Raw genomic sequence first — 13,022 nt, forward strand, 5'->3', positions numbered from 1 at the left:
CGGCTACCAGTAGCGCATCGCGGAGCCGAATAAATCGGCCAGAACCGGCTTGCTCATCTCGCGCGGCGCGTTCTGCAGCAGGCGCTGCTGCGGGAAGGCGCCTTCAGTGAGGGCGGTGATGTCGGCGGGCGTGTAGCCCACCCCACCAAGCCCGTTGGGCATGCCGACCGCGCGCATGATGCGGATGAGTTCGGTCGCGAGCACCTCACCCGCGTCGTCGGCTCCGGCGTCTCGGGTGTCGGCGCCCAGCAGCCGGGCCGCCTCGATGTGCCGTCGCGGGCTGGCCGGTGCGGTGAACCGAAATACCGCGGGCGCGTTGACGATCACGGACATGCCGTGCGGCACCAGCGGCGCGTCGTCCGGGTAGCCCGGGGGGTGGAAGTCACGCACCAGCCCGGCAACCGCGTAGGCCATGCCGTGCGGCGCGTGCACGCCCGCGTTGCCGAAGGCGATCCCTGCCAGCGTCGCGGCCCACATCATCTGCTCACGCGCCGCGCTGTCCGAGGCGTCTCGAACCGCCGGCTCCAAATTGGCGCCCAGCACTCGTAACGCCTCGCTGCAGCCCAGGTCGCTCCAAGGATTGGCGCCCTGACTCATCGGCCGCAGGCTGGGCCGCGGGGGGGCGGGCCGGTGCACGTAGGGACGCGCGGTGTAGGACTCCAAGGCGTGCGACAGCACGTCGAGGCCCGCCGCGGCGACGACTCCGGCGGGCAGGCTGGCCGTGCAATCGGGGTCGACGAGCGCCTCGGTGGGCCGCAACGCGGGGGAGGCGATTCCGGTCTTGACCGTGAGCGACAGCAGATCGAAGATCGCGATGCCGGTGACCTCGCTGCCGGTGCCGGCGGTGGTGGGGCAGGCGATGTGCGGCTTGAGCGGTCCGGGTACCGGCGTTGCTTCGCCTATCGGGGCGTTGACGTAAGCCAGGAAGTCCGCGGGGTAGGTGGCGTAGAGGTTGGCGGCCTTGCACGTGTCGATGACCGAACCACCACCGAGCGAGACATAACCGTCGGGCCTGGCCTCCTGGGCGAAACAGGTCGCCTCGGCGAAGGATGCGTCCGTCGGTTCCACGTGTACGTCGGTGTAGGTGATCACGTCCACGCCGGCCGCGACCAGCGAGTCGCGCGCCGTGGCGAAGATGGGCAGGCCGGCCACGCTCGCATCGGAGAAGAGCGCCACCCGCCGCATGCCCAGCGCCCCGGCCCGCTCGCCCAACTCCGCGAGACAGCCGCGTCCGAACGTGATGCGGGAAGAGTCGACGGTGAAGGCCGAATCGCAGCCGTCGGCCACAGCGGGAAAATCGCAGCATCCCATCGGGAGGGAAATCTACTCGCTATCTGGGTTCGACGACGCGGGCGGCCGCTTCGACGGCGGCGGCGCGGCGCCCGGCGATGACGTCCGGATCCGTCGTAGCGGCTGCGGGATCCGGAAAGTGCGCCCAGCTCAAGCCAATAGCGAACAACAGGACGATGAGCTGTTCGGGTTCCCACACCGGGTCGACGTGTCCGTCGGCCTGCGCTTGCCGCAGGGCGGCGATGGCCTTCTCGGGCGGATGTACGCCGTCCACCTCAGGATTGTCGAGCATGAAACCTTCCATTTGTGCCCAGGTGATCATCCGGATGTGTTCGGGCCGGCGCTGGGCGAGATCGAAAACCCCGCCGACGAACTCGGGCACCGCATCCGGGCGTAACTCGACGGCCCGGAAGAACTCGGCACCGTCGGTGGCAACCACGTCCCGGAAGAGGGTTTCCTTGTCGCCGAAATGCGCGTAAAGGCGCTCCTTGCTCGCGCTGGCCGCGCGGGCGATGCGGTCGACGCGCGCACCGGCCAACCCGTACTGCGCGAACTCGGCGCGGGCTGCGGCGAGGATCTCGTCGCGGAGTTCGGTCCTGGTGCGCACGAAAACATCATACGCAGACGAACCGGTTCGTTTGTTATAGTGGTCGCAGCGAACCAGAAAGGGAGCGACCATGGAAACGGCGAATGTTCTTCAGCAGGCGATTGCGACGATGCCGAGGGGAGGTTCACGGGCATCTTGGCTGGATCGGCGGTTTCAGACCAATGCGCTGGAGTATCTCGACCGCGACGACGTGCCGGACGCCGTCAAGCAGAAGGTCATCGGGATGCTCGACCGGTTGGGGACGCTGAGCAACCAGCACGAGGAGCACGCCCGCACGGCGTTGAAGGTTGTCGCCGACATCAAGAATCCACGGATTCTGGAACTCGGCGCCGGCCACGGCAAGCTGTCGGCAAAGATTTTGGAACTGCATCCAACGGCCACCGTCACCGTCAGCGACGTGAATCCTGATTCGGTGGCCAACATCGCCGCCGGGGAGCTGGGCAGCCACCCGCGAGCCGACGTCAAGGTCGTCGACGCCACCGCGATCGACGCGCCCGACGCCAGCTACGACCTGGTGGTATTCGCGCTCGCATTTCACCACTTGCCGCCGCCGATCGCGTGCCGTGCGATCGCCGAGGCGACGCGGGTTGGCGGGCGGTTCTTGGTGATCGACCTCAAACGCCAGTCGCCCGTGCGTACCCTGCTCTTCCCGGCACTGGCCCTGCCGGTCAACCTGACGCTAATGCCATGGTCCTGGATTTGGCCCGGCCTGCACGATGGCTTCATCAGCGTTCTGCGCGCGTACAGCCTGTCTGCCCTCGAGGAGCTCGGCCTCGCCGCCGATCCGGGCATGAGACTGCAAACACTGCCCTCGCCAAGGCGGTTCGGCCCACCATCACACAACGTCGTTTTCTCCCGCTCAGCCGACCATGACTGACGACATCGACCTGGCGGCCATCATGGCGCCGAATCGGCGGGTGCAGACGCTGCGCACCGTGCTCGATTCGATGACCGAACGCCTGCGTCCCGTCGTCGACCTTTCCCGTCCTTACGTCGACGGCACCGAAAACCTGATCGCTGACGGACGATTTCTGTTGGCAGGCAACCACACTCAGGCGGGCACCGAAGTATTTCTGATCTCCGATGCGGTGCGGCGCACGATCGGCACCCGGGTGCGGCCGCTGGCCGATCGACAATTCGGCCGTATGCGTGGGCTACCCGCCGATCTGATCGCGGCATTCGGGGGTGTGGTGGGCGCACCCGACACCGCCCGCGAACTGATGACGCACGACCAGACCGTTCTGGTGTTTCCCGGCGGGGGTCGCGAGATCGGTAAGTTCAAGGGCGAGGAGTACACGCTGCGCTGGCAGGGACGTTCCGGATTCGCGCGGGTCTGCGTGGAAAACGGCTATCCGATCGTGCCGGCCGGTCTGGTCGGCGGCGACGACGTCTACCGCAGTTTGACGACTCGGGATAGTGCCTATGCGAAACTCGCTGCGGCACTGAGCCGTAGGCTCAACGGTCGGTCGGACATGGCGATGCCGTTGGTGCGGGGGATCGGCCCGACGCTGATCCCCCGACCGCAGCGCATGTACCTACGTTTCGGCGCACCGATCGATACCAGCAGACCCCTGGGCATCGGTGCGGCCGATTGGGTGGAGGTCGTCAAGAAGCAGACGCAACGTGCGCTCAACCAAATCCTGGTGGAGTTGCGACAGCTTCGAGAAGGCGATCCCTATCGCGGACTCAACCCGCTGGCGTGGCGCAAAGCGGTCGCACCCGGACCCTGAACCGTGCCCGGCGAAGTCCAGACGACCCGAAACACTGCGCGGCGCGAATGGCGACCGGGTTGGCCCACGGGCATGATGCACCCATGCCGCTCTATGTGCGTCACACCCGGTCGGCGCGAATCGTCGAACTGCCTCGCCCGATTTGCGGCAAGTTGGCCGAGCACGCCGCCTCCCACCAAGTCGACCTCAACGATGTGCAGGTGTGGCTGACGCATAGCGAAAACCCGCCGGCCAGTTCGGCATTCGGCAAGCTGCTGCGGCGACGCGCCAATCCGGCCGATCCCGACGAGGAGCACTGGACCGCGGTGGTGCTGCATCCGACCCAGCTGCTGGTGGCCACCGAAGGGGCTAAGCGCGGGACCACGGTCATTTCCCTGCCGTTGGCGCGGGCGTCGATGGCCACCGAGGCGGTCTCCGACGATGCCGCCGGATTCACGATCACCGGCTTCGGCGGCGAGCAAGCCGGTAGTTACTACGTCGGGCTGGGACCCGAACCCGATGCGCTGCGCTGCGTTTCGGCGGTGCGCGAGGCGATCAGCGCAGCCAACCGCTAGACCCCGGCGAGGGGGTGAAACGGCGCAATCTTGACCGGGCCACGATCACAATGCTAAGCAGGTGCTCAGCATTCACGGGCACGGGAGCGCCGGGCTCGATCAGGGTTGATCGGGAAGGGAACAGATGACTCTGCAGGCAGTACTGGACGACCTGGGCAAGCGCCCCGGATCGGGTGAGGTCATTGCGATCATCAATCCCGCGACCGAGGAGACCATCACCGAATTCACCGACTGCGGCGAAGACGCGGTCGGTGAGGCGGCAGGGCGGGCGAAGGCATCGTTCGAGTCGGGTGTGTGGTCCGACCTTCCGGGCCGCGAACGGGCGAAAGTGCTGTGGCGGATCGGCGAATTGATCGACGAGCACGCAGAGGAGTTCGCCCAACTCGATTCGCTCAACACCGGTATGCCGCTGATGCAGGCGCAGTTGCAGATGTCGACCTGCTCGGAGTTCTTCCGCTATTACGCCGGTTGGTGTTCGAAGATCAACGGCGTCGCGTACGACGTGAAGACGGACGGCATCGCGACCGACACCTACGTCAACATGCACGCGTACACGCTCAAAGAGCCCTACAGCGTGGTGGGCCTGATCTTCCCGTGGAACGGTCCAATCTTCAATGCGTGCGCGAAGCTGGCGCCGGCCCTGGCCGCGGGCGGCAGCCTGCTCGTCAAGCCCGCCGAGGAGACGCCGCTATCGGCGGTGCTGCTGGATAGGCTCATCCACGAGGCCGGCGTGCCCGACGGTGTCGTCAACCTGCTGACCGGATACGGCCACACCGCGGGTGCGGCGATCACCGCGCATCCCGACGTGCAGAAGGTCGCCTTCACCGGCTCGACGGAGGTCGGCAAGGCCATCGTGCGGGCGTCGGCCGACAACCTGAAAAAGGTGACGCTGGAACTCGGCGGCAAGTCGCCGGTGCTGATCTTCGACGACGCCGATCTCGACAAGGCGATCATGATGGCCTCGCTCGGCATCTTCGTGCACTCCGGCCAGGGTTGCGTGTGCGGGTCGCGAATCTTCGTGCAGCGCGGCGTGTTCGACCGCGTCGTGGAAGGAATCTCGATGATGGCTGACTCGTTCAAGCTGGGCGCTCCGAGCGAGGAGGGCTGCGTCAGCGGCCCGCTGATCAGCCAGAAGCAGCTGACCCGGGTGATGGGCTACATCGAGGAGGGCCGCAAGGACGGCGTAGAGGTGGTCACCGGCGGCCATCGGCTGGATCGCATAGGCTACTTCGTGCACCCGACGGTGCTCACCAACGTCGACCCTGCCATGCGGTTGTACCGCGAGGAGATCTTCGGGCCGGTGGTCAGCATCCTGCCGTTCGACGACGAGGACGAGGCCGTGGCGATGGCCAACGACACGACCTACGGTCTGGCGGCTACCGCGTGGACGGAAAACCTGGGCCGGGCTCACCGGATCATGAAGAGACTGCAGGCCGGCAGCGTTCAGGTGAACTGCCAGTTGGTCTTCGACCACGACGTACCGTTCGGCGGGTACAAGCAGTCCGGCTGGGGCCACGAGTTCGGCAGGGAGGGTCTCGAGATCTACCTCAAGACGAAGTCGGTCTGGGCCCAGCTGTAAATCACTGCGCCACAACAAGATAGCTCCGAACCCTGACGGGTTCGGAGCTATCTGCCCCTCAGCTTCAAGAACCTCTGTGGTACCGGGTCAGGAATCCGATAGACGTCACCGCCGCGGCGGTGCCGATCACACCCCACAGCACCAGCTGGAAGGCCATCGCTGCGAAGAACCAGCCAAACGTCATTCCGATGTAGAGCATCCAGACCAGCCGGTACAGGCTCCAGACCGCGACCAGGCCGGTGCTGATCCCGATGTACAGGCTCCGTTGGCGATCGACGCGGTTGATCTGCTCTTGGATGCCGGTCGGCACGATGTTCATTTGCTTCTTCCTTTCGTGGGGCGCCGCCTCCTTGGCGGCGTCGATGCGGCAAGTACAGCCGCCCACACCGGCTACCGATCCCAACAACAGGTCCACCGGTCACGCGCAGCCAAGGCGGCCTGCGCCGCTTCCTCGATCGGGCCCGTTCATCTCGACCAGGAACTGGCGATAACGCTCGGCATGGGCCGGGCGGCGTCGGATGACCAGCCATCCGGCAGCGAGCAGCACGAACCACGCGGGAAACCATGCCAGGGCGATCACGGTGTCCTTTTCCGTCGTCAGCGTCCACGTGACGAAAGCAAAAAAGGCGAGAACGACCCAGCACATCACCCGCCCTCCGGGCATCTTGAAGGCGGAGTCCGCGTGCCGCTGTGCGTGCCGGCGGCGATAGACCAGGTAGCTGACCAGGATCATCGCCCAGACGAACATGAACAGGAGCGCCGAAATGGTTGTCACCAGCGTGAACGCACCGATCACCGAGCCGCCGACGTGCAGCACGGGGATAGCGGTCAGCAGCAGTGCGGCCGTCACGAACAGGGCGGACGCCGGCACGCCGCCGCGGTTCAGACGGCGGAAAATCGCCGGCGCGCTTCCTTCGTCGGCCAGACCGTAGAGCATGCGGCCGGTGGAGTACATCCCGGAATTGGCCGAGGAGGAGGCCGCGGTGATCACGACGAAGTTGATGATCGACGCCGCACCGCCAAGACCGGCCAGCGAGAACATCGCGACAAACGGGGACTGGTTGCTGTCGAACCGCCGCCATTCGACGACGGTGAGGATCACCAGCAGCGCGGCGATATAGAAGATCGCCACGCGCAGCGGCACCGCGTTGATCGCGCGCGGCAGGGTGCGACGCGGGTTGGCTGTTTCGGCCGCCGCGGCACCGACGAGTTCCACGCCGACGAACGCAACAAACGCGATCTGGAATCCGCCGACCATGCCCGCAAGGCCGGTGGCGAAGAATCCGCCGTTGTTCCAAAGGTTTTCGATCGTCGCGGGATGTCCCTGCGGCGAGACGAAATTGGTGGCCAGCAGGATGGACCCGACGACAATGACGCCGATGATCGCGACGACTTTGATTAGAGCGAACCAGAATTCGATTTCCCCGAAGTTGCGCACACTGAACAGGTTGGTGAGCAGGATCAGCACACACGCGATCAGCGCCGGTAGCCATGCCGGGAGACCAGGCCACCAGAACTGTAGGTAGCCCGCGATCGCAACGAGTTCCGCGATGCCCGTGACGATCCAAGCGAACCAGTACGACCACCCGACGAAAAACCCTGCCGCGGGCCCCAATAGGTCGGCCGCGAAGTCGACGAAGGACTTGTAGTTCAGGTTCGACAACAGCAGCTCGCCCATCGCGCGCAGCACGAAAAACAGGAAGAAACCGATGATCGCGTACACCAAGACCACCGACGGGCCGGCCCGGGAGATGGTGCGCCCGGCGCCCATGAAGAGACCGGTCCCGATCGTGCCCCCGATCGCGATCAGCTGAATGTGACGGTTGGACAGGCCTCGGTGGAGCTGGGGCACAACAGAATTGAGCTCGGCGACGTCCTCGGCCATGTGTCACGTCCTAGTGGTTCCAAGCTGTTGGTAGCCACCAGCTAACCAATGTTGTAGCCAAACACGATAGTTCTTGTCGTCTCGCCCCGCTCCTGACCATCCCGATTGTCAATTGACGTACGCTGCGCTGCATGAGCTGGTTCCAGCGAGCAAAGAAAACCGGTGCAGGACAGCGGGTCACGAGGTCTGACCAGCAGCATGCCATCGACGCCGTCGCCGAACTCAACGAGCTGGGCGCCGATGGCGAACCGCTGATGCGCGACGGCCTGCTGGACGTGCAGTTACCCGCACACGACACGTACCGCGCCACCCGCCGGATATCACTAGGGCCTAACTCGACGTCTTGACCATGAGCTTGCCGACGTTTTTGCCGTCGAAGAGCATGTTGATCGCGGTCGGCAGCTGTTCGAAACCCTCCACCACGGTCTCGAGCGGCGTCAGCTTGCCCGCGGCGATCAGCCCGGCGATTTCGCTTGTTGCCTCGGGTGCGCGGCCCAAGTGGTCCAGCACGATGAAGCCCTCCAGCTTCGCGCGCTGGATCAGCAGGTTGCCGAATGCGCGCGGTCCGGGCGGTGGGTCTGCCTCGTTGTAGCCGGAGATCAAGCCGCACAGCGCCACCCGCGCGCCAATGTTGAGGCGCGCGAAGACCGCGTCCATGATGACGCCCCCGACGTTCTCGAAGTCGACGTCGATGCCGTTGGGCGTGGCCGCCCGCAGCTGGGTGAGCCAGTCGTCGGCGCGGTAGTCGACGGCCGCGTCGAAGCCGAGTTCCTCGGTGAGCAGCCGGCACTTGTCCGGGCCGCCGGCGATCCCGACCACACGCGCGCCGTCGGCCTTGGCGAGCTGGCCGGCAACCGAGCCCACCGCGCCCGCCGCGGCCGACACGACCACGGTCTCACCGGGCTGCGGCTTGCCGATATCGCGGATCCCGACCCATGCGGTGAGTCCGGTCGTCCCGAGCGCACCCATGTAGGCGCTGGGGGAGATGCCTTCGGCGACGTCGACCGCGAACAACGGGTTTGTGTCCGACACGACGACGTAGTCCTGCCAACCGACGAGACCCTGCACGATCTGGCCGACCGAATAGTTGGGGTTCTTCGATTCGACGACGCGGCCGAGCCCGCCCGCACGCATGACCTCGCCGATACCGACCGGAGGCAGGTAGGTCGGCGTGTCATTGATCCAGGTCCGGTTGGTCGGATCGAGCGAGATCCATTCGACGCGCACCAGCGCCTCGCCGTCCCCGATACCGGGGATCGCCTCCTCACTGAGCTCAAACGTGTTGGGGCCGATACGTCCGGTAGGGCGCTCACGCAATAGGAAGCGGCGATTTCGATCAGGCATGAGCGCACGCTACGCCGACGGCGGTGGCTGCTATAACCCAACCTATGGCGGAACACACGATTACTCACGTTTCCGATACCGCTCGGTGGACGGCATTGCATCGGGCGACCGAGTCGGCTCGCCCTGACGCGCTGTTTCATGACTCGCTCGCCGGGATGCTGGCCGGTGAACACGGCCGCGCAATCGTCGCCAACCTGCCCCGGTCGACGCGCAATGGGTGGTGGCTGGTCGCGCGCACCAAACTGATCGACGACGCGATCACCGAGGCCATCGCCAACGGTTGCGACCGGGTGTTGAATCTGGCGGCCGGCTTGGACACCCGGCCATATCGGTTGGATCTTCCCGCCGATTTCGGGTGGGTTGAGGCGGATTTACCGGCGTTGCTCGCGGAGAAGACACAAGTGCTCGCCGATCAGACACCGCGATGCCGGTTGAGCCGTACGGCGGTCGACCTCGCCGACCCGCGAGCCCGGGACGCATTCCTCGATGACGCGCTCGACGGCGCGCGGAAGGCTTTGGTGCTGACCGAGGGCCTCGTGGTGTATCTCGACGAGGCCGACGTCGTCTCGCTGTCGCAGGCGATCTCCCGGCCCGAGGTGGCCTGGTGGATGCTCGACTTCGCCGGTCCCGGTCTGCGAAAGATGATGAACAAGAAGATGCCGGGCATCCTGGAAAATGCGCCGTTCCTATTCGCCCCGGAAAATGGCGTGGCCTATTTCGAAGAGCTGGGCTGGCGCACCGTCGAAGTGGAATCGCTGCTTGTTGCCGCCCACCGCTTCCGCCGCTTGCCGATGATCATGCGTCTGGCGGCACGGCTGCCCCAACCAGATCCGCGCCACCCCGGCAGCAGGCCGTGGAGTGCCGCGGCCCTGCTGACGCACTGAACCAACGAGCCACCTGCGCAACCGATTCGGCGCGTTTCTGGCGCACCGATCGGGCATCTCATTAATCCAGCCCGTCTGGCATCTTACGAGCGGGGGACAAGAACGGAATGCGAACTATTCGCCCTGCCAAAGTGCGCCGCCGATCTTAGGATCGCCATATGCAGATCGCGGTCAAATTCGACCTGAGCTTCCAATACTGCGAGCTCGAGCAGTTGTGGCGCACGGCGGATCGCCTGGGTTTCGAAGCAGTTTGGGATTACGACCATTTCTACGGACCACGGGAAAACACCGATCCGAATTACGAGGGCTGGACCTCCCTCGCCGCGATGGCCGCGGTCACCAAGCGGGCGCGAATCGGCTGCCTGGTGTCCAGCGTGACGTTCCGGAACCTGGCGGTGATGGCCAACATGGCGGTCACCGTCGACCACATTTCGGGTGGACGCCTCTATTTCGGGATTGGCGCCGGCTGGATCGCGGACGAACATCGCGCGTACGGAATCGAGTTTCCCGGCCCCGGCACCCGCGTCGCGATGGTCGACGAGGCACTGACCGTGCTTCGCATGCTCTGGACGCAGGACTCCGTCACCTTCAACGGGCAGTTCTTCACCCTCGAGGACGCGCTGTGCGAGCCCAAACCTGTTCAGCAGCCACACCCGCCGATCGTGATCGGCGGGAGCGAGCCGAAGATGCTGCGCGTGGTCGCGCGTCACGCCGACATGTGGAACATGCCCGGACACGAGGGGCCGCAGCGATGGGGTGCGGTCAACGCCCAGCTCGACGAGGCGTGTGCCGAAATGCAGCGCGCGCCGGCCGAGATCCTGCGCTCGGCACAGCTGTCGCTGCATCCGGCCGAAGCCGGGCAGGTGGATGAACAGCTGGCGTTGTTGCCGGAGTTCGACTCGCTCGGTTGCGAGCAGATGGTGCTGGCCTTCCGCCAGCCGCCAACCGAAGCATTGCTACAACGCTGCCTGGCTTTCGATTCCGGCATCCGGCCGATCGCGGCAATCTAGCGCGCCACCCTTTCCATGGCGGCGCGCGTAGGGGATTGTTAGCCGGATGACCGCATCTCGAGTTGCTGTGGTGCCGATCGCCGTCCTGGCGATGTTCGGGTTCGCCGGACCGGCAGCTGCCGATCCGCCACCCACCCAGCAGATCACCACGGTGGCCGTCGGGTCCAAGGGGCAGCCCGTCAACGGCTTCCACGAGACCCCGCCCGACGGGAACCTCGCAGTGGTGAGCGACTGCGTGGCGTCACCCGCGGCAATGGCGGACGACGTCTACGCGTGCTCACCGAGCGTGGCCGGTGCCGCAACCTGTTGGCCGTCGACGCCGGGATCGCTGCTGTGCGTGGACGATCCCTGGGAACAGCGTTTGCATCGGGTCGCCTATAACGGCCAACTCCCGCCGGTGCACCCGCCTGCCTCACCGGAACCGTATGCGCTCGTTCTCGACGACGGCACCCGCTGCTTGCTGCGCAACGGCGGGGCCTGGGGTGGGCGCGACGACGGCTACGTCGCCGGCTACGGGTGCAGCAACGGCGGCCCCAATCCCGCGGTGCTGTGCCTCCCGGACGCAAAGTCCTGTATCGACGACCGCACCGGACCGACGTGGACGGTCAAAATCGGTCAGCTGGGCGCGGGAAACCCGCACCTTCCGCCACCACAGACCCGCGCGGTCGCGAGCGCATGGTTCGCCGGGGACCGCATCCCCGGCTGACGCGCCCGGCTACCAGACGCGTATGTAGTCGACGAGCATGTCGGCGGGGTAGCTGCCGGGCCCGGGATCGCCACCGCCGGAGCCGGCAACGGCGAGGTTGAACACTGGATACACCGTGTATCCAGGACCGTTGAACGGCCAATCCGGCAGCGAGCTGGCGGGCACGTCGAAATACGGCTGGGCTCCGTTGGAATAGTCCTTCCAGAACCTGATGCCGGCCTCGTCCCACTGGCATCGCCAGGTATGCCAGGCGCTGTCGACCGCGATGTTATGGGTCTTCCACTCGCCGCCGTTCGCCTTGGCGTGGACGGTGGTCGCAGACGGCCAGCTGCCGTTGCCGTACCACTCCATCACGTCGATCTCGCCCTGATCGTCGTTGCCCAGCCAGTAAGCGGGCCAGGCGCCGGGGGTCAGGCAGTTGAGTTTGACCCGGGTTTCCCAGGTGTGGCCGACGCCGCCACGCCACAGGCTTTGCACCTTGCCGCTGAAGTAGGTGGGGCCATCTTTCGCGGCACGCAGGACCAGGTTGGAGTTGCCGTCGACGAACACGTTTTTGCGGTCGTCGCGGTACTGCCCGATGTGCTCGGGCAGCTCCCAATACGTCGGGTCTTTGATCGTCTCGCGGGCTTTCGCGACAGCCCACTTCGACGGGTCGGGGGCCGAACCGGCCGGACCATCGAACTCGTCGGAGAAGATGTAGTTTCCGGCCTGCCCACTGGGCGCGTTGGGCGGTGGGGTCCGCCCCGAATAAGCCCTGGCCTCAGGGATGGGGAGCGCGGCGGCAAGCACGCCGATCCCGGTCGTCAGCATCATCCGGCGACGGTCCATCTCAGGCATAAGCAAGCGACGATAGCAGCCCGGGTGGTACCGGGTCGAAACAGAAATTGTGTCGGTGGCCGTCGTTAGCATTTGGATAGCTGTCGCCCGAAACGGACGGCGGAACGGCACTATCTCAGGATTTGGGATGAATTCACGGCCAATTCTCATGATCACGCTTGGTTTGGTCTCAGGATTGCCTGGGCATCCTGGACACGAACACATAACACATCCGTCGCTTTGCGGTTGAGTCGGGTGGCGCTGAGAGGAGCTGGCGATCATGGCGAATGCACCAGGTTCGACGGTTATTTTTCTGCAGTCACACCCCGCTTGGATCGCAGCTCGGCGACGCGAGCGCGAACGCGCCGAATCCATGCGTCGTCACCCGTCATTTCGGGCCCGCCGAGGTGCGGCCGAGATCGACCACGCAGTCGCGGTCGGTGGCCGTCACTTCACGGTTTATTCCAGCGGCGATACTCCCGCGTAAATCATTCGGGCGGCCCAATACCGAATGATTGGGCGGGGCCCGCAGCGCAATCACGAACACGTCACCACCGCCGGATCCGTAAATCGATGCCGAAACCGTCGGCATTGCCTTTCTTTGACCCCAACCTATT

Annotated in this window: 14 protein-coding genes; 8 read left to right on the top strand and 6 right to left on the bottom strand. The window is 65.5% G+C overall.

What is annotated here, in order from left to right; genetic code table 11:
* Positions 1-3: 3 nt before the first annotated feature.
* Together AC5Y5O_RS08160 and AC5Y5O_RS08165 are read right to left on the bottom strand one after the other, a co-directional pair.
* The gene (locus AC5Y5O_RS08160; RefSeq protein WP_500024582.1) at positions 4-1,287 is read right to left on the bottom strand and encodes a hydroxyacid-oxoacid transhydrogenase; all 1,284 of its coding nucleotides are present in this window, start codon (positions 1,285-1,287) and stop codon (positions 4-6) included.
* 43 nt (positions 1,288-1,330) lie between these two features.
* Positions 1,331-1,897: a TetR/AcrR family transcriptional regulator gene (locus AC5Y5O_RS08165; protein WP_500024584.1), complete on the bottom strand. Its 567-nt coding sequence runs from the start codon at positions 1,895-1,897 to the stop codon at positions 1,331-1,333.
* Between the two features lie 70 nt (positions 1,898-1,967).
* Between AC5Y5O_RS08165 and AC5Y5O_RS08170 the strand changes: the two genes are divergently transcribed.
* From AC5Y5O_RS08170 to AC5Y5O_RS08185, 4 genes are all read left to right on the top strand, one after another.
* On the top strand, positions 1,968-2,774 hold the full coding sequence (locus tag AC5Y5O_RS08170; protein ID WP_500024586.1) for a class I SAM-dependent methyltransferase: 807 nt from the start codon (positions 1,968-1,970) through the stop codon (positions 2,772-2,774).
* Positions 2,767-3,627: a lysophospholipid acyltransferase family protein gene (locus AC5Y5O_RS08175; protein WP_096288011.1), complete on the top strand. Its 861-nt coding sequence runs from the start codon at positions 2,767-2,769 to the stop codon at positions 3,625-3,627. The genes AC5Y5O_RS08170 and AC5Y5O_RS08175 overlap by 8 nt, the downstream gene beginning before the upstream one ends.
* 83 nt (positions 3,628-3,710) lie before the next feature.
* Entirely contained in the window at positions 3,711-4,181 is a 471-nt protein-coding gene (locus tag AC5Y5O_RS08180; RefSeq protein ID WP_500024590.1) for a hypothetical protein, read from the top strand.
* 124 nt (positions 4,182-4,305) lie between these two features.
* On the top strand, positions 4,306-5,760 hold the full coding sequence (locus AC5Y5O_RS08185) for an aldehyde dehydrogenase family protein (RefSeq protein ID WP_500024592.1): 1,455 nt from the start codon (positions 4,306-4,308) through the stop codon (positions 5,758-5,760).
* 64 nt (positions 5,761-5,824) lie between these two features.
* Here AC5Y5O_RS08185 and AC5Y5O_RS08190 read toward each other — a convergent pair whose 3' ends face one another.
* Entirely contained in the window at positions 5,825-6,079 is a 255-nt protein-coding gene (locus AC5Y5O_RS08190) for a hypothetical protein (RefSeq protein WP_096291163.1), read from the bottom strand.
* A 99-nt stretch (positions 6,080-6,178) separates the two neighbouring features.
* Positions 6,179-7,645 (bottom strand): amino acid permease, encoded by a 1,467-nt coding sequence (locus tag AC5Y5O_RS08195; RefSeq protein ID WP_500024594.1) that lies wholly within the window; start codon positions 7,643-7,645, stop codon positions 6,179-6,181.
* Positions 7,646-7,776: 131 nt separating this feature from the next.
* Here AC5Y5O_RS08195 and AC5Y5O_RS08200 point away from each other — a divergent pair, with 131 nt between their 5' ends.
* A complete protein-coding gene (locus AC5Y5O_RS08200; protein WP_500024596.1) occupies positions 7,777-7,992 on the top strand; it encodes a hypothetical protein in 216 nt (71 codons plus the stop codon).
* Here the strand turns inward: AC5Y5O_RS08200 and AC5Y5O_RS08205 are convergent.
* Positions 7,976-8,989 carry an NADP-dependent oxidoreductase gene (locus AC5Y5O_RS08205; RefSeq protein WP_500024598.1) on the bottom strand — a complete coding sequence of 338 codons (1,014 nt, stop codon included), beginning with the start codon at positions 8,987-8,989 and terminating at the stop codon, positions 7,976-7,978. The two genes, AC5Y5O_RS08200 and AC5Y5O_RS08205, sit on opposite strands and share 17 nt — an antisense overlap.
* A 44-nt stretch (positions 8,990-9,033) precedes the next feature.
* Between AC5Y5O_RS08205 and AC5Y5O_RS08210 the strand changes: the two genes are divergently transcribed.
* The 3 genes from AC5Y5O_RS08210 (at position 9,034) to AC5Y5O_RS08220 (ending at position 11,589) form a co-directional block, all read left to right on the top strand.
* Positions 9,034-9,873 (top strand): class I SAM-dependent methyltransferase, encoded by an 840-nt coding sequence (locus AC5Y5O_RS08210; RefSeq protein WP_096288023.1) that lies wholly within the window; start codon positions 9,034-9,036, stop codon positions 9,871-9,873.
* Positions 9,874-10,031: 158 nt separating this feature from the next.
* Positions 10,032-10,883, top strand: coding sequence for a TIGR03619 family F420-dependent LLM class oxidoreductase (locus tag AC5Y5O_RS08215; RefSeq protein ID WP_096288025.1), 852 nt, complete (start codon positions 10,032-10,034; stop codon positions 10,881-10,883).
* Between the two features lie 46 nt (positions 10,884-10,929).
* Positions 10,930-11,589: a hypothetical protein gene (locus AC5Y5O_RS08220; protein WP_500024601.1), complete on the top strand. Its 660-nt coding sequence runs from the start codon at positions 10,930-10,932 to the stop codon at positions 11,587-11,589.
* 9 nt (positions 11,590-11,598) lie between these two features.
* On the opposite strand, the gene AC5Y5O_RS08225 is transcribed toward AC5Y5O_RS08220, so the two are convergent.
* The gene (locus AC5Y5O_RS08225; protein ID WP_500024603.1) at positions 11,599-12,426 is read right to left on the bottom strand and encodes a glycoside hydrolase family 16 protein; all 828 of its coding nucleotides are present in this window, start codon (positions 12,424-12,426) and stop codon (positions 11,599-11,601) included.
* Positions 12,427-13,022 lie beyond the last annotated feature (596 nt).

The organism is Mycobacterium sp. NGS40, from assembly GCF_059812735.1.

What these genes read in the sequence shown, in the direction of transcription:
- AC5Y5O_RS08220 (WP_500024601.1), top strand. Translation starts at nt 10,930, where the DNA reads ATGACCGCATCTCGAGTTGCTGTGGTGCCGATCGCCGTCCTGGCGATG.
- AC5Y5O_RS08180 (WP_500024590.1), top strand. Translation starts at nt 3,711, where the DNA reads ATGCCGCTCTATGTGCGTCACACCCGGTCGGCGCGAATCGTCGAACTG.
- AC5Y5O_RS08175 (WP_096288011.1), top strand. Translation starts at nt 2,767, where the DNA reads ATGACTGACGACATCGACCTGGCGGCCATCATGGCGCCGAATCGGCGG.
- AC5Y5O_RS08225 (WP_500024603.1), bottom strand. Translation starts at nt 12,426, where the DNA reads ATGCCTGAGATGGACCGTCGCCGGATGATGCTGACGACCGGGATCGGC.
- AC5Y5O_RS08195 (WP_500024594.1), bottom strand. Translation starts at nt 7,645, where the DNA reads ATGGCCGAGGACGTCGCCGAGCTCAATTCTGTTGTGCCCCAGCTCCAC.
- AC5Y5O_RS08215 (WP_096288025.1), top strand. Translation starts at nt 10,032, where the DNA reads ATGCAGATCGCGGTCAAATTCGACCTGAGCTTCCAATACTGCGAGCTC.
- AC5Y5O_RS08210 (WP_096288023.1), top strand. Translation starts at nt 9,034, where the DNA reads ATGGCGGAACACACGATTACTCACGTTTCCGATACCGCTCGGTGGACG.
- AC5Y5O_RS08205 (WP_500024598.1), bottom strand. Translation starts at nt 8,989, where the DNA reads ATGCCTGATCGAAATCGCCGCTTCCTATTGCGTGAGCGCCCTACCGGA.
- AC5Y5O_RS08200 (WP_500024596.1), top strand. Translation starts at nt 7,777, where the DNA reads ATGAGCTGGTTCCAGCGAGCAAAGAAAACCGGTGCAGGACAGCGGGTC.
- AC5Y5O_RS08185 (WP_500024592.1), top strand. Translation starts at nt 4,306, where the DNA reads ATGACTCTGCAGGCAGTACTGGACGACCTGGGCAAGCGCCCCGGATCG.
- AC5Y5O_RS08170 (WP_500024586.1), top strand. Translation starts at nt 1,968, where the DNA reads ATGGAAACGGCGAATGTTCTTCAGCAGGCGATTGCGACGATGCCGAGG.
- AC5Y5O_RS08190 (WP_096291163.1), bottom strand. Translation starts at nt 6,079, where the DNA reads ATGAACATCGTGCCGACCGGCATCCAAGAGCAGATCAACCGCGTCGAT.